We start from the raw sequence: 23,781 nt of genomic DNA on the forward strand, positions 1-23,781 counted from the left end.
AAAACAGTCAAAATCGTCAAAGAAAACAAATCAGAGTAATTATTCTGATTTGTTTTCTTTCTATTTAATCATTTGAATTTTCAAATCTGACTTGAAGTCTAAGTTCATGTGGGAGTAGAATGCTTTATATCTCATTTATAATACAAAATTGGTCATATGTTACAATCCAAGCATTTATCAACACATTTTGTAACAAAGTGCATCAAGTTAATAAATGGAAGCAGCGTCATATCTCAATTTTATTGAATAGAATTTTTAATTTCAGGAGGATTCATATTTTGGCAGGTCAAATTAAAACCCTGTTGGATCAACTTATTCAGGTTAAAGCAAATGGCGACCCGATCATGGAAAAACTCACCAAGACGAAACTGTTGGTGAAAGGGATTCGTGTGGATAGTTTTTCCGATCAATCGGAAGATGATCCTGCTTTGATTCAAAAAGTCATGCAGGCAGCTACAGATTTCGGTGTTGCGCTCAAAGTTTGAAAACCCTTGAAAACAAATCCAAAGGAAAACAAAACCCGATGAATATTAAGACCCTTTACAGTCAAGCCTCTTCTCCTGAGCAGGCTGTGGCTGAATTGAAAAGTCAGTTAGACAGCCATTTTGAAACCAAAATGTTATTGGTATTTGCATCCAGCCAATACGACCAGGAAAGTTTGAATCAAACCCTGGAAAAAGAGTTTAAGGGCGCGACCATTGTCGGTTGCAGCACAGCCGGTGAGATCGTCAGCGGCCATATGTTGCAAAATTCTGTTGTGGCCATGGCTTTCTCGGTAAATGCCCTGGATGACTTGAAAGTCGAAGTGCTTGAAAATATTAAAAGCGAAACCCCAGTAGACCAAGCCTTTGCCTCTTTCTCTGAATATTTTGGAACCCCCATGAACCAGATTGATTATCAGAAATACGTGGGAATTATTCTGCTGGATGGCCTTTCCATGGCAGAAGAAAAAATTATGGAAAGCCTGGGCGATAAAACCAATATGACCTTTATTGGTGCCTCAGCAGGGGATGATCTTCAGTTCAAGCAAACCTTTGTCTATGCCAACGGCAAAGTCTATAGCAACGCTGCGGTATTGGCAGTCTTGAAGCCCAGCAAGGGCTTTGATTTCATCAAAACCCAGAGTTTTAAAGAACAAGGCCAAAAGCTGACGCCTACCAAAGTGGATTCAGCCACCCGTACGGTGCTTGAGTTCAATGGCAAACCTGCAGCTCTGGCCTATGCCGATGCGCTCAAGACAGAGGTAGATAAACTTTCAGATTATTTTATGAGCAACCCTGTCGGCTTGATGGATGGAGACGAACCCTTTGTGCGCAGCCCGATGATGGTCAAAGATTCAGCCATGGCCTTTTATTGCAATGTCGTGGAAGGCATGGAACTCTCTCTGCTGGAACCCTTGGATATTGTCGCGGATACGCAGAAAGCAGTCGCTGAAAAACTAAAAGCTTTGGGACATATCAGTGGGATCGTGGATTTTCACTGTATTCTCAGAACCTTGCAATTGCGCAATGAGAATAAGACCGAAGCCTATGGCAAGATCTTTTCTGAGATCCCCACAGTAGGTTTCAGTACCTATGGTGAAGAATTCATTACCCACGTCAATCAAACCTCGACGATGTTGGTGTTTAAGTAAACCCCAGCCCTCCTTGATTGTGATCATCAAGGGGGGCTTCATTCATTTCAAACTGAGCTGACAATATTTAGACCTTGGAGAAACCCATGCCCACTGAAACCCTGACCCGTCAAAATTCTGATTACCAAAAATTAGAGACCTTTTTAAAGCAAATGGCAGCGGGTGATATTCCTAAAATTCCTGATTTTTCTGAATCTGCAATCTTTTCAGATTTACAACCCACTTTGGCGGCTCTGCTCAATCGCCGCATCTTCAATCAAACCCACCGTGCGGAAGAACGGCAGGAACTTCGCATAAAAGCGGAAAGTCTGGTGGATCAACTGCAAACCTCTCAAGAGATCAGTGCCCAACTTTTAAGCAGCACCCAGGATACCATCCATTTTGCCAACTATGCCTCCAGCAAAGGGCATGAAATCAGCGAAAGAAATAAATCACTGGCCAGCAGCATTGATCAAATGGGTTCAGGCATCAAAGAAGTCGCCGAACAGACCACTGCCTCTGCAGGGATTGTAAAAAAAGCCAAGAGTTTAACCCAAGACGCCACCGAACATATTCAGGGCTTGGGAAACAGCAGCCATGAAATTGGTGAAATCGTCAAAGTAATTGAAAGTGTCGCTTCTCAAACCAAACTTCTGGCTTTAAATGCCACAATTGAAGCGGCACGGGCCGGAGAAATGGGAAAAGGTTTTGCGGTGGTCGCCGCTGAAGTCAAAGAGCTGGCCAAAGAAACAGCAGCCTCAGTCAGTTCAATTCAAGCCAAGATTGAAGCCATTCAAAGCAGCACGCAAACAGCGATTGGTTTTATTGAAGAACTCTTCAGCATTATCAACAACCTCGAAGGCATTTCCATGACCATCGCTTCTTCGGTTGAAGAACAGGCCTATGTCTCGCGCGAGATTGGCCTCCATGCCAATGATACGGCCAAAGACAGCACTGAAATCACCAGCAAAATGGAAGAGGTTTCGCTGTATAATCAGGCGGCTGCCGAAATTATCGAAGCGCTGAAAACCAGCAATCAAGAAATGGTTGGGATTGCCGAAACCCTGCAAGCGGCCTTAACAGCATAGAATTCAGCTCTGGGCTATAATGACTGCAAACCTGCAGGAGAATTGCCATGGCCCTGACTGATTCTGCTCCGCTCATGATTTACGGAACTGCCTGGAAAGAAGAGAACACTGAAACCTGTGTTTTAGCAGCCCTCAAGGCAGGCTTTCGCGCCATCGATACTGCCAATCAGCGCAAGCATTACCACGAAGCGGGGGTGGGCAACGCGCTTTTAAAAGCCTATCCCAGTCTCGGTCTAAAACGAGAGGAGCTCTTTCTTCAAACCAAATTTACCTACCAAGCAGGGCAAGATCACCGTTTGCCCTATGATCCTGCAGCCCCCTTCTGCGATCAGGTTGAACAGTCGTTTCAGTCTTCACTTGAGCATTTACATTGCAGCTATTTGGATGCCTATCTCTTGCATGGTCCCTCAACACGCCAGGGCTTAACCGCTGCTGATCTTGAGGTCTGGCAGCAGATGGAGAAGCTCTACGCGCAAGGAAAAGTAAAAAAACTGGGGGTTTCAAACTTTTCTCGCGATCAACTCGCTCTTTTACTTGAAAAAGCGCACATTGCCCCCCGTTTTATTCAGAACCGTTGCTATGCTCAATTGGGCTGGGACGCAGAGGTACGTAGCCTCTGTCAATCTTCAGGCATTCAGTATCAAGGCTTTTCGTTATTGACCGCCAATCTTCGTGAATTTCAACGCCCATGGGTCGCAGAACTGCTGGTTCAATATGCCTGCAGCCTGCCTCAACTGATCTTCGCCTTTGCAAGACAAATCGGCATGCTGGCCCTAACAGGCACAACCAACCCTGCGCATATGCAAGAAGATCTTGCTGCATTTGAACTCACGCTCTCGCAAGCGGATCTTCAGGCTTTGGAAAATCTCGCCTTCTCTTGAACAGTCTGAGTTTTCGATCTGTCTTGAATATATCAAACACATCAGGAAAGTGCCCATGAAACGTAAAATCGTTCTGTTCTGTCTGGTTCAATCCCTGGTTTTACCCGTTTTTGCGAATGAAAAAAACCTCCCCGCGAAGGTAGATTATCAAGGTTTTCAAAACCTGACCCAAGAAGCGGGAGCCTATCGGCAAACCCGTTTGATCCCGATTCAAACTTTTTTGAAAATGGCAGAAGATCCCCAGACCCTGATTCTCGATACCCGCTCAGAAAGTGCTTATCAGCGCAAACACTTCAAAAACGCAGTCCACCTCAATTTCTCAGATTTTACCCAAGAAAAATTAAACAAATTGATCCCCAATACCCAGACCCGAATTTTGATTTATTGCAATAACAATCTTGAAAATGATCCCCAGAGTTTCCCCACCAAAATGGCGCCTTTGGCCCTGAATATCCCAACATTTATCAATCTCTACGGGTATGGCTACCGCAATATCTATGAGCTCTCTTCGCTCCTGGATATCCACGATCCCCGCTTGAAATTTGAGGGCAGTGATGTCTCTTAATACCCCAAGGCTCCCAAAAGCATCCACCACAGCGGAACACTGAGCAAACACAGGGGAATGCCCACCCCTACCATCTGGCTTGCCAGAGCGGGATTCAGTTCTGCCTCGGCCGCCATCAAGGCAGAGGTGATCATGGGGCCCATTGCATTTTCCAAAACGATGATCTTGAGCAAGGCTGGCTCAACGCCAAACGCCAAACAGGTGATCCAACTCAAACTGGGCGCCAGCAACAGTTTATAACTCAGGCCCGTCCAGAGCAAGGGCTTCAATTCCCTGCCCTTTTCCTGTTTTAATTGCAGCCCCACAGCCACCAAGGCCAAGGGGGAAAGTAAAGCCGAAATCCCTTCCGCCAGTGCGGCCAAAACGCCTGTCAGTTGAACCCCCATGAACAACATCGCCCCCCCTGTCAAAAAGGCCAGGAAGGGGGGAAATTGAAACAATTGCTTGAATAACTCCCAACCCGAGCGCGATTGTCCCTTGGCTTTTGACAAGAGAAAAATACCCAAAGTGCCCAAAATAAGAAAGGAACCCGCAAGATCCATGACAATCGCAGGGGGCAGTGCTTCACTGCCAATCAGGCTGATCAAGAGCGGGAAGCCCAAAAAAGAAGTATTTCCCAAGCCCATGGTCAAGGCCAGACAGGTCAAGCTTTGCGGATTCCATTTGAATTTTTTCTGCCAGAATTTGGCCCAAAGCCAAGCAAAGCCAAAGCTCATCCAAACCGTGAAAACGGGCAAGAGACTGCTCCATTTTATCGCCAAAGTAGGCAATTTCAACAAAGCCAAGGCTGGCAGACAAATCCAAATCACGGCTTTCAGAATCCAAGTCAAAAACCGTTCAGAAAATCCTGAAATCCGCTGCAACCCCAGACCCAAGAATAAATAAAACAGGATCAGTAAAAAGGCCAAGTCAAACTCGTTTCAAAAGTTTTCCTCCTATCATAATGCAAAAAGACAGGCCTCAGGGCCTGTCTTCTGTTGGTACCGATTGAGATTATCGCTGTAGGCGACGAGGACGTTGCATTTGACCTCTATCGTGATTGCGATATTGGGCTGCCCGTTCTTCAAAATGCTTGACCAAATTCTGGCGTTGTGAAGGGGTTAAAACCGCATGAAACTTTTCCATCATCGAAAGCCGCTGCTCCAAATGGGTATTCATTTGCGTGGCTGCGCGATCGAGTATTGCCTTTACACTGGCGACACTGGGATTGCCTGCCTGAAACAGTTTGACCAATTCAGCTTTTACAGATTTGAACTCTTGAAATTGCCCTTGCCGCTGGGGTTGGGTATTTTCAAAGAACTGGGTCAACTGAAGTTTCTGATCTTCACTCAAACCCAATTCTGATGCCAATATCTCAAACCTATTGCCAGGCCCTTTGGCCATTTTATCCGCAAAAGGCATTTTTGAAAATGTATCAAAACCTGCCTCTAGCTTGTCTAATTTTTCAAAAAATTGTTTTCTTTGCTCAGGCGTTAGAATTTTGTGAAAGCTTACCAGTTTTTCAGCCATGCGTTGTGTCATAGCCTCTTTCCGGGCCTGAATCATGGGCTGAAGTTTTGCTTTGAGGGCATTTGCATCAAAACGATCATTCAAAAATGCCTGTTTGAAAACCGCCTTAAAGGCATCGCGATCTTGCCGATGGTTTTGAAACTCACTGCGGGCAGCTTGGCGCATAGCTTTGAGTTCAGCTATCTGGGCATCTGTTAAATTCAAATCTTTTATCAGGGCTTTCATCCGATCCAGATGTCTCCCCGGGCCAAAATGAGAGCCCTGGCCCCGACGGCCTTCGCCAGGCATGCCCTGGGCATAAACAGGAGCATCCAGCCCCATCAGGCTAAAGGCATCTTCAGAAGGTGCAGGGTTCTGTCCTGGTTGTGGAGAAGCACAAGCTGCAAGTAAAAGCGCACTGGTCAGAAGAACTGAGAGTTGTTTAACGATTTTCATGGGAAATACCTCTAAATCTTTTGCTTGATTTCAGTATGGCAGGCCAGTGTTTTGAAAGTTTCAGAAAAGTGTAAAGACTTTGTAAAGCTGGATCTTAAAACATCCAAGTGACCAAGGTGATTCGTTCTCCGGCCAATACAGGCTTGACTTCGTGCATCAGATCCGAGCGAAAGGCAATCAATGCCCCCGGTTCCGCCTTCACAGGCAAGCCAATTAGTTTATCTGACTTGCCTTGAAGCGAGGCATAGATCACCAGTTCACCCCCCTGGTATTCCCTTTCTCCGGGGGTCTGTTCAACCTGTTCGGATAAAAAGATAATCGCACTGACCTGACGAGGCCGCATATCTGCAAGTTCGGGCTGGTGATTGAGTTCAGCTTTCCAATCCCGATGGGCTCTAAAATAATAACCTGTCAAATATTTTAATACAGCAGGGGCCTCACAGCCCGAAAGCTGAAGCTTGAAAAAATTTTCAAAGGCAGTTTTTTGCGTATACAGTTTTTGTGAAATCGCCTCCCGCATTGCCGCAGAAATATCTATTTGCGCAGTTTTGCGATCAGAGGCATTCAATTGTTTTCCCCCTGTTTGGGTATACACAGGAGCCATATCTTCAGGGCAGGTTTTGAGAATGGCATGCAGCTCATTCAACTCAGCAGGCGTAAAGAAGTGAGGTCGATAAAAAAGCAGGCCCTGTTTTTCAAAAAAGACAGGATCAATCATGAGGCAGGAAAGGCCTTTTGCTTTAAAACTGTCAATTCTGCCTCACTCAGTCTGGCAAGCCCTTCGAAAATCATAGCGCGAGCCCCCTTCACACTGATAAAAATCCAATCGTCTGCTTGAACTTGCAGAAGCATATCCCCAGCGGAAGTCTGAATCGTGGACTTTTCAGGATATCTTTTTTTAAGGGTTTGCAGATAGGCCTGAACGAATTCCTGAGCCTCCTGCGGTTGATCCCAGACAGTGAAAAAGCCCAGCCGACTGCGCTGATCGGGCAGCTCATAGACCTGATACTGGTCTCCGCCCCAGCCTTGAGAGGCTTGCTTGGCCTCGGCAGGCTCCAAATAATGTCTGAAGTATTGACGCCAGCCCAATTCCCCCAAAACGCCCTGGGTCAAGCGACGTGCCTTAGGCTGAAGTTTCATGAGCCCGTCACTGATTTTCAATTCAAGCGGTTTTTCTCCATCCAGATATTTTTCAGGACTGAGAATCTGTTCAGTGGACTGGGGAGGATTCTGATAGAGCACTTTCATATCTTCCCAAGACCACCCTTCCTTGCGAAAGGCTTGCATGAATTTTAAACCCTGTTCATAGGGAAAAAGCATCGATTCTCGGATAAATCGGGGAGCTTGTCTTAATTTTTCAAAGCTGATATTCATTTTGACGGCATTCATAAAACTGCCCAACATATCGAGTAAATTGAATTTTTTCTGCATCAAGCCTGCAATATACTCTGTGGAAGTCAGAGTGGCGTCCCCCTCGATCAGCGCCATATGCGCCAATTGCCGATCAGAATTCGCTTCCTTCGATTTTTCCATCAGCTGATTGAGACCAAAATTCTGATCCTGAAGGGCATGGGTTAATTCATGGGCCACCAAGAGTTCCTGATCCATAGAAGACAGACCCATATTCTTGAGAAGAAACAACTGACGGGTTTTGGGGTCGTAAAAGCCACCAATTTGCTCAGTATACAGGCCCAAGATAAAATCCAGATAATTAAAATTTTCAGGCAACATTCCCCAGCGGATATACAGGGCTTGTTCCCCGCGAATTTCATCAGGCAATAAATCCTGTTGAATCTGATCGTTTAGTTTCTGATAGAGTTCATCTCGGCCCATGATGTCCAATTGAACCGTTTCTTTGATGGGCAAATTGCGCAAATTTGAAACATTGGCGAGTACCTCAGAGACCTCATCCAATAAGCCGTATTGACCAGCCTGAAGCTGGGACTGGGCACGTGGACTGAGTTTTACAAGTGGCTGTGAAAATGCAGGGGCCATCAAGAGCAGACCACTCAGAAAGACAAGCCAGGAATGAATTTTCATGGTGCTGGCAAGGAAGCGGCGCTGGGCGTGGCTTGAGGCTCAGGCACGGGTGTTGGGCTGGGCAAGACCAAAGGGCCATTTAAGGGGAAAGATGTTGAACCTGTGGTGGATGAACCAGAGGTAGAAGCAGTATTGCCCGGAGTGCCTGTTGAAAGAGCCAAAGGCGTCACGGTGGGACGGGGTGTCGCGGAACTTGGCGGTTGCTGGGGATTCAGGGGAGTAATGACAGGCACAGGGGTCAAAGTTGAAGGTGTGGCCTGGGGAAGCGGCTGATTATTGGAAGGCGGAATATATACATCCGGAACCTGTTCACAACGGCGGTAAATCCGAGGGGTGCCCTCTCCAGTAAAGGTTCTTGAGATCTGGTTCAAATCTTCACTGATGCCCCCCACAGAAAAAACAGTTCCCTTGGGAAAAAAGGGTTTGTTTTCATCCAGATTGACTTCTTCAAAAGTATAATCTTTAACCCGCAATTTGGTACGACTGGCATTGATTTCAAACACAAACGCATTGGGTTCAACTTTGACCAATTGAAAGCGAGAACCCAGAGGCGTTCCACTGTTTTGGCCATAGACTTCGCGCCAACAGCCAGAGATATCGACTGAGTCTGGCACAGGGGGTGTAGCCGTCGCTGAAGCAGAAGGCTGAGGCGCCTGAACGGGCGTTGACTCACCTTCAGCCTCACAACCCAGCAGCAAAACTAAACAGACGAGGAGGAGCCGAAAAGACTCAGGTCGTCCATTCATCCACGGGTCCTTTGATCTCCCTTTTCCAGAAGCAGGTGGTCAGACCTGTCTGATTGGGCACAGCTTGGAGCATTTCCCAGCCATTTTTACCGAGTTTTTCAAAACTTTCAAGTGCTTCAGCATTCTTGGGTTTTTTGGCATCAAAAGGAGGGTTCAGCATAAACTGAACCTGAGTCACTTTATATTCCCATTTTGGCATGCATCTTACCTCTTCGATTTTCTGGAAATACGGAAACTGACGCGTTCATTATACAATATGGAACGCGTCAGAAAGCAGTTCGCTTTATTTAACAGCCAACAATTCAACTTCAAAAATCAGGGTGGAGTTGGGGGGGATAACGCCCATATCGCGTTGACCATAGCCCATTTCAGGGGGAATGGTCAATTTGCGAACGCCGCCTTCTTTCATTCCTGCAAAGCCTTGATCCCAGCCCTTGATCACCTGACCAGCACCCAATTGAAACTCAAAGGGTTGGTTGCGATCTTTGGAGCTGTCAAATTTGGTGCCATTGGTCAACCAGCCGGTATAGTGCACAGAAATCATCTGGCCTTTGGTGGGCTCTTTGCCCGTGCCGACTTTGATATCTTCCATTTTAAAAGCAGGTGCTGTGGTTTCTTGATTCATAGAATTTCCTTGTGAGGCATCATTTTTTGTAGAACAACTGGCACCCCCCAGCAAAAAATAACTGAGAAAAAGTGCGCTAAGCGAAAACGAATTCAGACGTTTGGTCATGAAAGACTCCTGATGGGTTAGCTAGTAGCAATCGTTCCAGACACTCATCATACCAGGAATTGAATGCTCAGCCCAATAATTCAACCGTAGAACGTAATTTTCCAGGCTCGGTCTGGGCATAAATCAGGGTGGTATCGAGGCGGGAATGGCCCAGCAATTTTGAAATTTGTTCCAAGGGCGCGCCCTTGTCGAGCAGTTGGGTTGCAAAGGTGTGGCGCAGCTTGTGGGGACTGTAATTGCCCAAACCCGCTGATTTTAACTGGGCTTTGACAATCTGGCGCATGGCCCCGTAGCAGATCCGATCGCCCCGGTGGTTTTTACCCATGCTGACAAACAAAGCCTCTGATTTGAGATAGTCTAAAGACTCTCTGACACTTACCCATTCTTCAAGGGTATAAATCAGCTTCTGCGAGATCGGAATCAGGCGTTCTTTGTCGCCTTTTCCCAATACCCGCAATTGACGGGTCTCCCAAAGAATATGCTCCATATCCAATTGTTGAATTTCACCAATGCGCATGCCTGTATAAAAGAGCATTTTCACAATCGTCATATTGCGGATTTCTTCTGGGCCCTCATAGCTCAAGGTATCCAGCAGTTTGCGCACGTCTTTTTCACTCAGGTATTTGGGCAAACGGCGCGGCAAACCGGGGGCAGAGAGATTGCCAGCGGGATCTTCTTTGATATAGCCATGGCGCTCGGCATGGTCATAAAAACGTTTCAGGGCGATCAACCTGCGTCTGACGGTGGTGGCTTTCAGCTCTTCAAGGGTGGCCATATAGTGAAAGAGTTCTTTTTCACGGGCCTGAATCAGTGGCTTTTGCAGAAAATCTTCGACCAACCGAAGATCGGATTCATAGGCCGTCAGGGTATGTTTGCTCAAACGCCTTTGTTTGAGTAAATTCAAAAAATCCTGAATTTCAAAGAGATCGCTTTCAGAGGGTGACATGGGCAGCTTATTCTCCTGGCAACTGATAAGGATGAGATTCGGGTTGGAATTCTGGAAAAGCGTAGACAATCACGCCATCTTCACGCAGTACCATCTGGGCGATTTGCTGGGTCACCAGATCCTCCAGCAAGACTTTGCTCTGCGGCAGGCTCAATTGGGTTTCAGCCGCCACTTCCAAAAGGGTGAGGGTGCCCTGGCTCTGTTTGGCCAGGCGCAAAACACTGCGAATCTGTTCATTTTCACTCAGCACAGGGTCTTCAGGGTGCGGCTGGGCAAATCCCCAGCGGGCCAGCAATCCCCCAGAAGTCAAAGTACCCAGAAAGAAGATCAACAAGGCCCAAACCACACCCATGCTTGCTTTGTAATTATGTCCGCCCAGAATATCGCCAATGGCCATCACGACAAACATCAGGCTAAAAAGAGCCACTACAACCCCCAAGGCTCCCAAAGCACGTCGCACCAATTTATTGAAACTCGCCATAAAAATTCTACCTCTGTTACGAATTATTGTACATGAAAGTCGCCTCTTACTGTTGTGATCGAAGAACGGCAAGGGCCCAAATCGCTTTTTGGCTTGACAGCGAAGTGTGTCAATGGGTACTTTAGGGCAGAGGCAAACCACAAGAATGAGAACAAGGCAAAGGCAGACCATGAAAATATATACGCGAACAGGCGATACAGGTGAAACCGGTCTGTGGGGCGGGCGCAGGGTTTCCAAGCATGACTTGCGGATTCAGGCCTACGGCAGTGTCGATGAGTGCAATGCCCTTCTCGGTCTGGCAATTTGTGAGGCCCCAGAAAGTCTGAAGCCCCTGCTGATTGACTTACAGAATCAGCTCTTTGTACTGGGAGCCGATTTGGCAAGCCCTGAAGCTTCTGAACATATTCCCCGTATCCAGGCCGAGCAGGTAAGTGCCTTGGAAAAGGCCATTGACGCCGCAGAAGCAGATTTGCCGCCGCTCACGCAGTTTATTTTGCCTGGGGGCTCAAAAGCTGCTGCTGGGTTGCATTTGGCCCGAACTGTAGCGCGCAGAGCCGAACGCGAAGTTGTGGCATTGATGCAGGCCGAGGCCATCAATCCCCACGCCCTGACCTGGCTCAACCGACTCTCGGATTTACTCTTTGTAATGGCGCGAAGTGCCAACCACTTAGCGCAGATCAGCGATATTCCCTGGCAGAAACCCTAAGCGTCTCAAGATTTCGCTGAGAAATGAGTTGCTCCTACCGGCCTCTTAAAACTCGTAGCGCAGACTGAGGCCCAAAACATCTTTGAGATAACTTCTGCTGATGGCGTAATCATCGGGGGTGATATTGGAGACATTGGTGGTGCGGGTATAACGGCCCTGAAGTTTGAGCTCTCGTGATATCGGCCAATCAAACTGCGCGTAAAAATTGAGACGCTGATCCTGCCTGAATTTCTCGATATTGCCAGCCGTCAGCGCCTGAGGTGGGAGTTGAAGCCCCGTCAGAGGATTCAATCGAATCACGTATTGCTGAACCTGTTCAGGCTGGGTATAGTCGATCATGTCAAAACGACTGCCCACTTCAAACTGAATCGGCCCCACAGGAAAGCCAAAGCCCAGGCCCAGTTGATGCGAAACACGGGAATTGGCGAAGCGAAAATCGACTTGAAAGAGCGTGGTTCCCTGCTCAATTTCACGCCTTTGAATCTGATCACGGGCATAGACCTGAAACCAATCGTAGCTGAAACGCAACCAAGTCTGGCTATTCCAGAGATAAATAAATTGCTCAAAGCCAATTTGATGATTCAAATTGTCTCTTTCACTGTATTGGGGATAAAGTTCACCCCCCAGGGCAAGATTGGCACGGGTCACCAATCGTTCAGTCAGATACCAAGTCAGACTGGGACGGAAATAGGCATCCCACAGAAAGGGGTCTTTGCCCAGCCATTCAAAATCGCCTTGGGTATTCAGGCTCAGTTCGAGTTGGTCGGAAAGGGCAAAGCGATTGCTGAGCGAGAGACTGTTGAGGATCAAGCTGAAATCGGTGCTGCTCAAGCCTTGACTGGTCTGACTTGAGAAGCCCAGATACTGCTGGGTATAGAGGTTGTATTTCAATCCCAATTCAGGAAACCATTGGTAACCTGTCGCCAGATTAAAAATCAGCGAGCCATCGGATAAATTCAGATTGCTGCCCTCGGGCAAGCTGGTATTGTTGTCGCGGGGCCCCCCAAAGTTGACGTTTGAATCGGTGGTAAAACCCAAATTCAGGCTGCCATAAAAGGGTCTTTGAGGTTGATCCTTGCCCAGTTTTTCAATCACCTCAAGGGTTAACTGGGCTCTTTGTGCCAATTCTGTGCCCGGTTCTAACCGGATCACTTCCTGAAAATGGAAGCGGGCAAGATCATAGTTTTGGGTTTGAATCTGACTGGCGCCTAAATAATAGTGAAGCTCGCCCGAATTAGGCAAAAAACGCAGGGCTTCTGTCAAATATTGACTGGCTTCACTGAAACGCCCCTCTTGATAGGCTTTCATTCCCTCCTGGTAGACACCACTCTGGTCCCGAAGGGTCAGCATCAGCTGGTTTTCTGCCAAACCAATCAACTCAGAATTGCTTCTGGGATCGGCTATCACCCGGTTTAAATATTCCTGGGCATTTTCAAGATTGCGGGTATAGTAATAGCTCATGCCCAAAGAAAAGAGCAGGGTGGGCGGAATTTCTAGGCTTCTCTGTAGCGAGGATTCAAAGGCATCAAGTGCCAAGGCATAGAGTTTGAGATTATAATAGGCCAAACCCAATTGATAGTAATAATTGGCAAAAGCTGAGCGCTCTGTGCTCTCAGACTCTTTTGAAATCAGTTCTAATAAAAGCGGAATTGCGCTTTCATAATCCTCTTTTTGCAGGAGGGCCTGAATCTCTTGATTCTGTTGAAGCCACTCAGCCCCCTGAGACAACTCTGGGGAAACTGGCTGCTGTGCCTGGGCCTTGAAGCCCAGACACAATCCCAGCACGAGTCCTGTTGCAAGAACAGTCCAAGCCCTCTGCATGGTCATGAAAAATCAGGAGGAACTGACTTGGGCCAGTAAATCAATGAAATGGTCTAAATCTGCAGGTCGATTCATTTCAGTGACAGTAACCAAAAAATGATTTTCCAGTTCTGGATACCAGGTTTGGAGACGAAGCCCAGGCAAAACGTGTGCTTTTTTCAGACGGGCAAACAGAGTTTCAATTGGCTCCGTCGATTTGACTACAAATTCATGGAAAAAGGGGCCAGAATTCACCACTTCAAAGCCAGGGAGTTCTGCGATGCGTTTCGCCAAGTGGTGCGCCTGTTTCAAACAGAGCGAAGCCAGTTCCTGCAAACCTGCTTTGCCCAATAGGCTCAACCAAACGGTAGCAGCCAATGCCATTAAGCCTTGATTGGTACAGATATTGCTGGTTGCACGCTCACGGCGGATATGCTGTTCACGGGTCTGCAAGACCAAGGTAAAAGCACGTTTTCCTGCCTGATCTTGGGCCAAACCACACAGGCGACCCGGCATTTGCCGCAGATGCGCTTCTCTGGCTGTCAGGAAGCCCAAATAGGGCCCGCCCAAACTCAAAGTATTGCCAAAGGACTGGGCTTCGCCACAGACAATGTCGGCCCCCAAATTTCCGGGTGCTTCCAATACGCCTAAAACCGTGGGATCTGCCATGACCACGATCAAGAGACCTTTGCGCTGGTGAACCCAATTCGCGAGGGCTTGAAGATTTTCAAGCTCCCCAAAGAAATTGGGGTATTGCACCACCAGGGCAGCCGGTTCAGTTTCTGATTGAAACGACTCACTTTGGGTCTGAAAACCTTGCAGAGCAGAGGTTTCAAGCGTTAGGCCTGTCGCATCGGCGTAGGTTTTTAATACTTCACGGTACTCGGGGTGCAAGGCAGCCGAAACCAGGATATGGTTACGACGGGTCAGGCGGTGGGCCATCATCATGGCCTCTGCGGTCGCTGTTGCCCCTTCATAGGAAGAGGCATTGGCAATCTCCATGCCCGTCAGGGTACAGAGCAAAGATTGAAATTCATAAATCACCTGCAGGGTTCCCTGGCTGACTTCTGCCTGATAAGGCGTATAGGCTGTCAGAAATTCTGAGCGTGAAACCAAGGTGTCTAAAGCCGCTGGAATAAAATGATGATAAGCTCCCCCGCCCAGAAAACTGATTTGAACAGGCTGATTCTGTTTTTGCAGGGTTTCAAGTTCCTGAAGAAGCTCCAATTCACTCAGAGCAGGAGGCAGTTTTAAATCAAACTGCTGCAGGCTTTCGGGAATACTGCTGAACAGTTCAGCCTGGGTCGTAAAGCCCAGGCTTTCCAGCATGGCTGTGCGCTCATCTGCGGTATGTGCCAGATAGCTGTGCTGACTCATGAAAGACCGTCCAGATATTCCTGATAAGCCGCCTGATCCATGCACTGGCTCACTTCATCGGGTTGGGAAAGCTCAATTTTTAGCATCCAACCCAGTTTCAAGGAATCGTCATTTACCAATTCAGGTTGCGCATCCAGCTCTGAATTGATGGCCACCACTTTGCCACTGACGGGCGCGTAGAGTTCAGAAACCGTTTTTACAGATTCAATTTCGCCAAAGCTCTCGCCTTTGCTCAGTTCGCGGCCCACTTCAGGCAATTGTACGAAGGTGATTTCTCCCAATTGATCGACTGCATACTCTGTAATCGATACGGTGGCTGTCTGGCCCTCAAGACTGAAACACTCGTGTGAAGTCGTGTAATAATATTGGTTTTCACTCATGGAATTCTGTTGGGTCTCCTGTAAAAAGGTAATTTTATCGGTTCAATGGGCATCCGTTGGCCCCGAATATCTATTTCAATCGCCTGAATTTCTTCAGCAGTCAGGGCTTCAATTAAAGCCAGACCAATCGGTTCGTTTAAGCTGGGAGAAAGGGTGCCACTGGTCACCAAACCAATCTGTCGCTCTCCCAGCCACAGGGTATAGCCCTGACGAGGTGCACGGCGCGTGCCCGTCAAGCGAAAACCCAATCTTTTTTTGCGCAAGCCCTGGTCCTTTTGAACCTGCAAAGCACTTTTGCCAATAAATGCCTGGGGTTTATCGAGCTTGACGCTCCAAGCCAAGCCTGCTTCTAAAGGCGAAGTTTGCAGATCCAATTCATGGCCGTAAAGGGGCATGGCTGATTCCAGCCGCAGGGTGTCACGCGCCCCCAGCCCACAGGGACGGATACCCGCCCCCTGCCCAGCCTGAAGCAGCAGCTCCCAAACCTGACGGGCTTTTTCGGGTGCAACAAAGATCTCAAATCCGTCTTCACCGGTATAGCCTGTACGCGCCAAAAGCAGGGGAAAACCCAAGGCATCTGTGGGGCTGAGATGATAGTTTCCAATCGTGCTTAAATCCTGATTCAGCACCTGGCTCAAAACCTGGGCAGCCATGGGGCCTTGCAATGCCAAAATACAGGTTTGCGCGGAAAGGTCTTCAAACACAACCCCCTGTTCAGGCAAATGGGAAGTCATCCAATCCCAATCCTGCTCCCGGTTGGAGGCATTGACCACCAATTGAAAAACCGTCTCATCCAGGCGGTAAATCAGCAGATCATCCAGTGTTCCCCCCTGTTGATTGCAAAGCTGGGTATAGAGTGCTTTGCCAGGCACCAAGGCACTGACCCGGTTGGGAACCAGGCTTTCCAGCCATTCCAGGGCCTCCGGGCCAGAAGCCCGGAAAGTGCCCATATGCGAAACATCAAAAATTCCCAATCTTTGGCGAACCGCTTGATGCTCTTCAGAAATTGAACTGTACTGAACCGGCATATCCCAGCCGCCAAAATCTACCATGCGGGCCCCCAGTTCACAATGAACCGGGTGCAAAGCCGTTTTTTTCAATTCAGTCATTTTCGCTCAAACCCCATACCAGCCGGTAATCGGAGAGGCTTCATTCAATTCCACATAGACGTTTTTGGTTTCGGTATACATATCCAGTGCGCCATAGCCCAATTCACGCCCAAAACCGCTCTGTTTATAGCCCCCAAAGGGTGCTTCAATCGGCAGAATATTGTAGGTATTGATCCAGACATAGCCGGCTTGAATCATGCGGGCAAAATTATGGGCGCGGCGCACGTTTTCGGTCCAGATTGCAGAAACCAGTCCATAGGGAATTTCATTGACCAGACGGGCAGCTTCAGCGTCATCCTTGAAACGAATCACTGAAAGCACTGGGCCAAAAATCTCTTCTTGGGCAATCCGCATATTATTGTCAACATCTGTGAAGACCGTGGGTTGTACAAAGAAACCCTTTTTCTCAGCTTGTAAATCCTGGCCACCAAAGGCCAGTTTTGCGCCTTCAGATTTGCCAATTTCGATATAGTCTTTGACTTTATCAAATTGCTCCTGAGAGACCAATGCCCCAATTTGGGTGGTGTTTTGGGTGGGATCGCCGACACGCAGTTGCGCCAGTTTGGCCACCAGTTTTTCAACAAAGCTATCGTAGATTGAATCTTGTACAAACAGGCGGGAACCCGCTGTGCAGATTTGACCTTGATTAAAATAGATCGCAAAAAGCGCGCCATTGACGGCCTGTTCAAGATTGGCGTCTTCAAAAACCACATTGGGAGATTTTCCGCCCAGTTCAAGCGAAACCCGTTTCAGGCTGCCAGCGGCATTGATCATAACTTTTCGGCCCACTTCAGTAGAACCTGTAAAGGCAATTTTATCGACCCCAGGATGCTTGACCAGGGCTTCACCGGTGGAGCCGTCTCCCGTAATCACATTGACCACACCATCGGGCACACCCGCCTGCTTGAAAAGTTCAGCCAGACGCAGAGCGGTTAAGGGGGTCTGTTCAGCCGGTTTCAAAACGATGGTATTGCCAGCTGCCAAGGCGGGAGCCATTTTCCAGGCCGCCATCATGATTGGAAAATTCCAGGGAATAATCTGCCCGCAGACGCCCACCGGCTCTTTCAGGGTATAGGTCAAGGCACCCGGTACAGGAATCGCCTGCCCACCCAACATCCGGGCTGCAGCTGCATAATAACGGAAGGTATCGATCGACATCGGCAGGTCAATAAAGGTACTTTCATTGATCGGTTTGCCATTGTTTTGGGTTTCAAGGGCAGCCAATTCAGCCAGATTTTCCTGGATTAAATCGGCAATCTTGTTGAGAATAATACTGCGTTCAGCGGCAGGTTTGTTTCTCCAGACCCCAGATTCATGGGCCTCTCGGGCAGCTTTTACGGCACGGTCCACATCTTCAGGGCCCGCTTGGGCCACCTTGGCGATCACTTCGCCGGTGGCGGGATTATAGGTTTCGAAGGTTTGCTCAGAAAGGGGAGACACTTCTTCACCTTTGATAAAAAGCTGATATTGTTGAGGGGTACTGATCGTCTGGGTCATAGGTTGGAATACCTCATTCCGTAGAGAATTGAATTTACCAGAAAGTGGAGTATAAGCAGGTCTTTCAACCGGCCTTAATCCACCCCGCAGTATAGCATATGCCTTCGCAGCAGACGCAGAGAAAAAGTGAACGCCTGCGGGGCATAAAATTGTAACCAGCCACCAGAAAAAGCCTGTCTCAGACCCTAATCCTGTGCATCAAGCGGTGGGAAGTGTAAAATACCCACAGTACTAAAAACCTGCCAAATGAGAGCAGGCTTTTCACCAAGGACTTGATCACGCTAACCATGAATATTGCATCCGCATTTAGTAGTTTATTTGCCCTGATTGAACTCGGTGGCGGGTTTACCATTCCCCTGATTCTTGCCTCTCTGCTGACAGGCGCCCTGGTGCTTGAACAGCTCTGGTTAAGTTTTCTTTCGGGCCGCCGCTTAAAAAAACTGCAATTGAATCCCACCCAGGTCAAATCAATCCGAGGCATGGACATGGTCTCGCGCATGGTGACCCATCTGCGCAGCAGCCTGCAATCCACTGAAGAAGAGCAAAAGCGCGTGCTTGACCGCGTGTATAACCGTTTTGAACGCCGTATCAATTGGCTCAATTTAATGGCCTCGATTGCTCCCCTCTTGGGTCTTTTGGGCACTGTCGCAGGCATGATTCGTATTTTTTCGACGGTCGCTGCCAGCAAGCCCAAAAACCCACTTGCCGATCTTTCTGGGGGGATTTCAGAAGCTCTTTTCGCCACAGGCGGGGGATTGGTGATCGCGATCGTTGCTGCTTTGGCCTACCACTATCTCTCCTCGCGTTTAGAGACCCACGGTGAAGCCATGGCTGAGTGGTTTACCCAAAACAGGAACAAATTGACCTGATGCCCCTGCATCTGGATTTCTGCACGCTCTTTCCTGATTTTTTCAGCGGCCCCCTTCATTCCAGCATTCTTAAACGTGCCGCTGAACAGGGAAATGCCAGCTACCATCTTCACAATATTCGCGACTGGAGCAGAGACAAACATCGCACGGTCGATGATCGCCCTTTTGGGGGCGGGCCCGGTATGGTACTCAAACCAGAACCGATCTTTGAGATGTTTGAAACCCTCCATTTGCCTGAAAATACCCCTGTGATTTTAACCACTCCCAGAGCCAGGCTCTTTCAGCAGTCAGATGCCCTGGCTCTTGCCAAATTGCCACGCGTGGTCTTTCTCTGTGGACACTATGAGGGCATTGATGAACGGGTTCAAGAAAACCTCTGTACTCATTTTTTTTCAATTGGAAGCTATGTACTCACCGGTGGCGAGCCAGCGGCCCTGGTCATGGCAGATGCGATCGTGCGCTTGATTCCAGGTGTTGTCGGCTGTTCTGATTCAATTGAACAGGATTCCTTTATGGACGATTTACTGGATTGCCCCCACTATACCCGACCCGCAAAATATCGAGACTGGACTGTGCCCGAAGTGCTTTTGAATGGCAACCATGCTGAAATTGCCAAATGGCGTCGCAGACAACAAATCATTGCCACTTGGAAATACCGACCGGATTTATTGAAACTTGAAACTTTAAAACCTGAAGAATTAAAGTTGATTCAAACCTTAGAGGAGGAATGAAAGTCATGAAACGCATGGTAAAACCCCTGTGTCTAATCGTTTTGGCCTTATCTCTCAACAGTTGTGCCGCCCAGAGAAAAGAAGCCCCTGTTCATCTCTTCGACCTGGCCAATGAAAAGGGAAGAATGGAAATGACGGCCCGTCAGTTCATTTCTGCCTATTACAGCAAAAATCAGGATCAGATTTTGAATTTAAGTGGCTATCCCTTTTATATGGACGATGGGGGAGTCTTGATCTACCCAGAAGAATGGCGGGAAGCCCTCTCAAAAATTTTCGCGCTAAAAACCACCTTGCCCTATCAGATTCAAACCCTTAAAATTCTGCAACCCGCAGATATTCCCTCTCTGAATATGCAGGTTTGGAATCGCCTGATGGAACTCAAATACCACAAGATGTTTTATGCCTTGGCAGACATTCAGATCACCACGCCCCAAGGGCTTGCCGAAGAGAAAGTCTTGCTGATCATGCACAAAGATCCAGATACCGAAATCTGGAAAATTCTTGGTTTTTTTAGTTAAACCATGTTGCTCATACCGCACACCCCCATTGGTATCAAGGGACTCGGACATTATCTTCCTGAGGAACAGGTCAGCAATCAAACCCTTTTAAATGAGCATCCACTGCCCATTGATGACGCCTGGATACGTCGCAGAATCGGAGTTGAATCCCGTCACAGAGCCGCTGCCTCACAGGCAACTTCTGATCTTGCAATTGCAGCGGCCCACAAAGCGCTTGCCTCAGCTCAAATTTCGGCAGATGAGATTGATTTGATCCTCTTGTCCACCATTTCCCCTGATCATCCCAATCCCTCAACGGCCTGTGCCGTTCAAGCTGGACTGGGAATCAGTGAAACGCTTTGCCCCAGTCTGGATATTTCTGCCGCCTGCAGTGGGTTTCTCTATGGCTTGGATCTTGCTACCCGTTACGTTTTGACGGGCGCTCGCAATGTGCTTTTAATTTCCGCAGAAATTCGCTCTCGTTTTACCGATCCCAAGGATCCTGCTACCTTTCCCATTTTTGGGGATGGGGCTGGCGCAGCGGTGATTGGGCCCGTTGAAACGGGCAAGGGGGTTAAAGGCATTCGACTTTTGGCTGATGGCAGAGGCTATTATTCTGTCCATATTCCTGCCGGGGGCAGCAGAAACCCAACCCGTCAGGAAACGCTTGAACGACGCGAACATTTTATCCGCATGGAAAACGGGGAAAAAATCTTCTTTGAAGTGGTCGAAGGCATGAGTGCCTATACCCAAGAATTTTTAAAAACCCTGAATTGTGAGCTATCGGATCTGGATTTTCTGGTTCCCCATCAAGCCAATCTGCATATTCTCAAAGAAGTTGCCCGACGTTTGACTCTGCCGCTTGAAAAAGTTTTGATGACCATTCAATCCACAGGCAATACCTCTTCAGCATCGATCCCGATCTGTCTGTCACATTATTGGGAACAGGGAATTCTCCAACCAGGACATACTGTTTGTCTGGTGGCTGCAGGCGCAGGACACACGGGCGGCTTGGCTTTGGTTCGCTTTTAAAACCACAACTTAACATTTCGCAATATTTAAACTTACACACTTGTAAAAATCAAGTAAATATTATTGCAAATTCCTGAAGCTTGAAAATATTTTGAGAAACTTTTCAAAATACGTTAATTTTATTTGAGAGGCTGATAGGAAGCCGTTTTTAGCAAACTTCGTCTTGCAAATTTCTAAATAGAACTCAGCAAAATCAGGGATTACCAAATTGTCAAAATAAAAAAGAAAAATTCCTCTGAAGAATCAGAGGAATAAGGGTGTAATCCAGATAGTAGGGTATAGATTGTTCACTATCTACCTGCAGAGCAGGCTTAAGAAATATCTTAAACTAAACATTGACAAAAAGTCAATGTTTTTTTGAGAGGGTTTATTATTTGAAGCTTTCGGGGAATAATAAATAAAGAAGTTGTCCAAGCGCAAGTTGGATGTGGGAGTAAAGTTCTAAGGGTATAGTGAATAAATGGTAGAACAATCGAACGAACTGGGTCCAAATTTACAATCAAAAATAAAAGCTTCACTTGGGCATAAAATTTCACGCCTGCGGAAAAAGCATAAGTTGTCAATGAAGGCACTCGCAGATTTAACCGGGGTATCGCCCGCCTATATCTGCAGGCTAGAATCTGGCGAACGGAATCCCTCGCGTGAATTTGTAGATCGACTTGCTGAAACATTATTTAAAGATGGCTCCCAGACTGAAAAAGATGAATTTCTGATCAGCGCTGGCTTTGCACCAGCGCAATACCGTCAAACGAATGGCAACGAAGATATCATAAGCCTGTATGAAAAAGCGTTGAATGAAAATCCCCAGCAGTTTAAGCTGTTTATTGGTCTGGTCATGGTCTTGATACGGACCGATCGGATTGAAGATGCTGAAAAGAAAATTCAAGAGGGCATTGCATTATTTGACAATCAAATTCAACTGCAATCTCTTTTCGCTGCCTTGGCTCTGGCAAAAAAAGAATATGATACGGCGATCGAATACCAGTCCTCCGCCCTTCAATATTTTAAAAGTCAACATTTTGAAAACGATGAAAATATTCAACTTTCAGATTTACTCTTGAGTTACGGGGTCATGAACTTTTGTAAAGGGGAATATTTTCTAGACTTAAAATACACCCACGAAGAAAAACACCCCAAGAAAAGTAAAAAATATTTTGAAACGGCAATGATCGCTTTGAATCAAGCGATTGAAATTTACCAGGAAGCCTTGGCCCTGGTTCCGGAAGATGTTTATATTTTGGATGAATATGCCCGCGCCTGTTTCAGCATGGCGTATATTCAAGAAGATGAAACACTCGCGCATGAGTTTTGGCAGCGGTGTATTTCAGGTTTTCAACAGGTGATCTGTTCAGAAGATAAACATGAACTGGGCTATGCCAATTTGTTGCAGTCGACCAGCTTTCTTGGCTACGCACTCACCAAATCAGGTCGCTTTCCTGAAGCTTGGTTTCAGCTCAATTTAATTGAATCCTGTGCTCCCCATTATTGGTTGATTCACTATCTCAAAGCCTGTCATTTCTGTCAAAAAATCCAAGTTGAAAATCCAGGCGAGCCTGAAAGAGAGAAATATTTGATTCAAGCCTTGAATTCACTCCAGAAAGCTATTGAAAGCAATGACCCATCAAATAAAACCTTAACTGAAGCTCCGATTGACCCAGATTTAAAACTTTTAAGGACTTCCAAAAATCCTGAGTTTTGTGGTTTGATGAGTAAAGATTATCTGCGGGGTTCCGATGAAAGCTAAAATGAAGCGTGTCAGTCTCAGTTTAATCGTCTTGAGCTTAACAGCCTGCCAGTCAGGATTGCCCAATTTATCGATCAATCCATCCAATCCCCAGGTTTCACTGAACAGTGAAATTAGGCCTGGAAGCAAGGGAGATATTGCGCCGCTCACTCCCGCAAATACGGCCATTCGCCCCGGTTCAAAAGGGGAACTGGTTCCAACTGAGCCCACTGGGATAACACCTGTTTCAAACAATGTGATGATCCCCGTGCAAACAGAAACGCCAGCAATACGTCCGGGAAGCAAAGGCGATCGCCTGAATCCTGATGTTCCCACAAATCTTGAAGCTGCAACGGCCCTCTCTGGGCTTTTCGAAATTCCAAAAGATGCGCTTGAAATCTGGTTACCTGAGCTGGTGGGATTTGCGGTACAATCAGAATCTAAAGCAAAGGGCCTAAAAGCCTTTTTAGAAGGCAAAGAAATTCCCCTTCAGATCGTTAAGCAAAGTCAATTTTCAGATCTTGTTCAAATTCAGTTTATTTTGCCTTCTGTTCCTGCTGGAGATAATCAAATTTTGGAAATCATTTCTGAAGATTCCGGATTCAGTTTAAAAACCTGGATTCCCAAACTGGAAAAAGGAAAAACGCAGCACCTCAAAGAAGCCATGCGCTTGCATAGTACAGCCAAAGTTCTCTTACTTCAAAAGAAAATGAACAAAGGACTTTTGAAGCGATCAGAGCTAAGCGAAGCACTCTGGGATGGGTTAAACACCTCCGCCGATATTCTTGAAATTGAAGCTGTCTTGAAAGCTGTCTTGAAAGATAAAAAAAACAAAGGCAAAAAATTAGAAACCCTTGCTGAGGTTTCAGACATTTTAGAAACAAAAGCCCAAAATGCCAACAGCAACGCCAATGCCAACAGCAACGCCAATGCCAACAGCAATGCCAATGCCAACAGCAACGCCAATGCCAACAGCAATGCCAATGCCAACAGCAACGCCAATGCCAACAGCAACGCCAATGCC

26 protein-coding genes are annotated in these 23,781 nt (G+C 47.3%); 12 read left to right on the forward strand and 14 right to left on the reverse strand.

Features of this window, described 5'->3' with window-relative positions; genetic code table 11:
- The first annotated feature begins 278 nt into the window (after positions 1-278).
- From COW20_24495 to COW20_24515, 5 genes are all read left to right on the forward strand, one after another.
- The gene (locus tag COW20_24495) at positions 279-485 is read left to right on the forward strand and encodes a hypothetical protein (GenBank protein PIW44306.1); all 207 of its coding nucleotides are present in this window, start codon (positions 279-281) and stop codon (positions 483-485) included.
- 38 nt (positions 486-523) lie between these two features.
- Positions 524-1,633, forward strand: coding sequence for a hypothetical protein (locus COW20_24500; GenBank protein PIW44330.1), 1,110 nt, complete (start codon positions 524-526; stop codon positions 1,631-1,633).
- 86 nt (positions 1,634-1,719) lie between these two features.
- Positions 1,720-2,700, forward strand: coding sequence for a hypothetical protein (locus tag COW20_24505; protein ID PIW44307.1), 981 nt, complete (start codon positions 1,720-1,722; stop codon positions 2,698-2,700).
- Between the two features lie 47 nt (positions 2,701-2,747).
- Positions 2,748-3,581 carry an aldo/keto reductase gene (locus COW20_24510; GenBank protein ID PIW44308.1) on the forward strand — a complete coding sequence of 278 codons (834 nt, stop codon included), beginning with the start codon at positions 2,748-2,750 and terminating at the stop codon, positions 3,579-3,581.
- 55 nt (positions 3,582-3,636) lie between these two features.
- Positions 3,637-4,146 (forward strand): rhodanese-like domain-containing protein, encoded by a 510-nt coding sequence (locus tag COW20_24515; GenBank protein PIW44309.1) that lies wholly within the window; start codon positions 3,637-3,639, stop codon positions 4,144-4,146.
- On the opposite strand, the gene COW20_24520 is transcribed toward COW20_24515, so the two are convergent.
- The 9 genes from COW20_24520 to COW20_24560 all read right to left on the reverse strand — a co-directional run bounded on the left by COW20_24520 (position 4,143) and on the right by COW20_24560 (position 11,036).
- Complete coding sequence (locus COW20_24520; protein PIW44310.1) at positions 4,143-5,054, reverse strand: transporter; 912 nt, start codon at positions 5,052-5,054, stop codon at positions 4,143-4,145. The genes COW20_24515 and COW20_24520 overlap by 4 nt on opposite strands.
- 85 nt (positions 5,055-5,139) lie before the next feature.
- The gene (locus COW20_24525; GenBank protein PIW44311.1) at positions 5,140-6,090 is read right to left on the reverse strand and encodes a hypothetical protein; all 951 of its coding nucleotides are present in this window, start codon (positions 6,088-6,090) and stop codon (positions 5,140-5,142) included.
- A gap of 94 nt (positions 6,091-6,184) precedes the next feature.
- On the reverse strand, positions 6,185-6,808 hold the full coding sequence (locus tag COW20_24530) for a hypothetical protein (protein PIW44312.1): 624 nt from the start codon (positions 6,806-6,808) through the stop codon (positions 6,185-6,187).
- Positions 6,805-8,130 carry a hypothetical protein gene (locus COW20_24535; protein PIW44313.1) on the reverse strand — a complete coding sequence of 442 codons (1,326 nt, stop codon included), beginning with the start codon at positions 8,128-8,130 and terminating at the stop codon, positions 6,805-6,807. Before COW20_24535 ends, COW20_24530 begins: the two co-directional genes overlap by 4 nt.
- Positions 8,127-8,876 (reverse strand): hypothetical protein, encoded by a 750-nt coding sequence (locus COW20_24540; protein PIW44314.1) that lies wholly within the window; start codon positions 8,874-8,876, stop codon positions 8,127-8,129. The genes COW20_24535 and COW20_24540 overlap by 4 nt, the downstream gene beginning before the upstream one ends.
- Positions 8,860-9,075: a hypothetical protein gene (locus COW20_24545; protein PIW44315.1), complete on the reverse strand. Its 216-nt coding sequence runs from the start codon at positions 9,073-9,075 to the stop codon at positions 8,860-8,862. Before COW20_24545 ends, COW20_24540 begins: the two co-directional genes overlap by 17 nt.
- An 84-nt stretch (positions 9,076-9,159) precedes the next feature.
- Positions 9,160-9,501, reverse strand: coding sequence for a peptidylprolyl isomerase (locus COW20_24550; GenBank protein PIW44331.1), 342 nt, complete (start codon positions 9,499-9,501; stop codon positions 9,160-9,162).
- A 175-nt stretch (positions 9,502-9,676) separates the two neighbouring features.
- A complete protein-coding gene (locus COW20_24555; protein ID PIW44316.1) occupies positions 9,677-10,555 on the reverse strand; it encodes a hypothetical protein in 879 nt (292 codons plus the stop codon).
- 7 nt (positions 10,556-10,562) lie between these two features.
- Positions 10,563-11,036, reverse strand: coding sequence for a hypothetical protein (locus COW20_24560; protein PIW44317.1), 474 nt, complete (start codon positions 11,034-11,036; stop codon positions 10,563-10,565).
- 169 nt (positions 11,037-11,205) lie between these two features.
- On the opposite strand from COW20_24560, the gene COW20_24565 reads away from it, so the two are divergent.
- Positions 11,206-11,742, forward strand: coding sequence for an ATP:cob(I)alamin adenosyltransferase (locus tag COW20_24565; protein PIW44318.1), 537 nt, complete (start codon positions 11,206-11,208; stop codon positions 11,740-11,742).
- Positions 11,743-11,787: 45 nt separating this feature from the next.
- On the opposite strand, the gene COW20_24570 is transcribed toward COW20_24565, so the two are convergent.
- The 5 genes from COW20_24570 to COW20_24590 are packed head-to-tail and all read right to left on the reverse strand — an operon-like array spanning position 11,788 to position 17,905.
- Positions 11,788-13,527: a hypothetical protein gene (locus COW20_24570; protein ID PIW44319.1), complete on the reverse strand. Its 1,740-nt coding sequence runs from the start codon at positions 13,525-13,527 to the stop codon at positions 11,788-11,790.
- 48 nt (positions 13,528-13,575) lie between these two features.
- Complete coding sequence (locus tag COW20_24575) at positions 13,576-14,919, reverse strand: aminomethyl-transferring glycine dehydrogenase (protein PIW44320.1); 1,344 nt, start codon at positions 14,917-14,919, stop codon at positions 13,576-13,578.
- Positions 14,916-15,299: a glycine cleavage system protein H gene (gene gcvH, locus COW20_24580; GenBank protein PIW44321.1), complete on the reverse strand. Its 384-nt coding sequence runs from the start codon at positions 15,297-15,299 to the stop codon at positions 14,916-14,918. The genes COW20_24575 and gcvH overlap by 4 nt, the downstream gene beginning before the upstream one ends.
- Positions 15,296-16,408, reverse strand: coding sequence for a glycine cleavage system protein T (gene gcvT, locus COW20_24585; protein ID PIW44322.1), 1,113 nt, complete (start codon positions 16,406-16,408; stop codon positions 15,296-15,298). The genes gcvH and gcvT overlap by 4 nt, the downstream gene beginning before the upstream one ends.
- A gap of 6 nt (positions 16,409-16,414) precedes the next feature.
- Positions 16,415-17,905 carry a betaine-aldehyde dehydrogenase gene (locus tag COW20_24590; GenBank protein PIW44323.1) on the reverse strand — a complete coding sequence of 497 codons (1,491 nt, stop codon included), beginning with the start codon at positions 17,903-17,905 and terminating at the stop codon, positions 16,415-16,417.
- A 287-nt stretch (positions 17,906-18,192) separates the two neighbouring features.
- Here COW20_24590 and COW20_24595 point away from each other — a divergent pair, with 287 nt between their 5' ends.
- The 6 genes from COW20_24595 to COW20_24620 all read left to right on the forward strand — a co-directional run.
- Complete coding sequence (locus tag COW20_24595; protein ID PIW44324.1) at positions 18,193-18,774, forward strand: hypothetical protein; 582 nt, start codon at positions 18,193-18,195, stop codon at positions 18,772-18,774.
- Between the two features lie 5 nt (positions 18,775-18,779).
- Positions 18,780-19,505 carry a tRNA (guanosine(37)-N1)-methyltransferase TrmD gene (locus COW20_24600; protein PIW44332.1) on the forward strand — a complete coding sequence of 242 codons (726 nt, stop codon included), beginning with the start codon at positions 18,780-18,782 and terminating at the stop codon, positions 19,503-19,505.
- Positions 19,502-20,023, forward strand: a complete 522-nt coding sequence (locus tag COW20_24605) for a hypothetical protein (protein ID PIW44325.1) — start codon at positions 19,502-19,504, stop codon at positions 20,021-20,023. Before COW20_24600 ends, COW20_24605 begins: the two co-directional genes overlap by 4 nt.
- A 3-nt stretch (positions 20,024-20,026) precedes the next feature.
- Positions 20,027-21,034 (forward strand): 3-oxoacyl-ACP synthase, encoded by a 1,008-nt coding sequence (locus COW20_24610; GenBank protein PIW44326.1) that lies wholly within the window; start codon positions 20,027-20,029, stop codon positions 21,032-21,034.
- Between the two features lie 460 nt (positions 21,035-21,494).
- On the forward strand, positions 21,495-22,778 hold the full coding sequence (locus COW20_24615) for a hypothetical protein (protein PIW44327.1): 1,284 nt from the start codon (positions 21,495-21,497) through the stop codon (positions 22,776-22,778).
- A 793-nt stretch (positions 22,779-23,571) separates the two neighbouring features.
- The coding region (locus COW20_24620) for a hypothetical protein (protein ID PIW44333.1) at positions 23,572-23,781 on the forward strand (210 nt) is incomplete at its 3' end.

Source organism: bacterium (Candidatus Blackallbacteria) CG13_big_fil_rev_8_21_14_2_50_49_14 (assembly GCA_002783405.1).
GTDB lineage: Bacteria > Cyanobacteriota > Sericytochromatia > UBA7694 > UBA7694.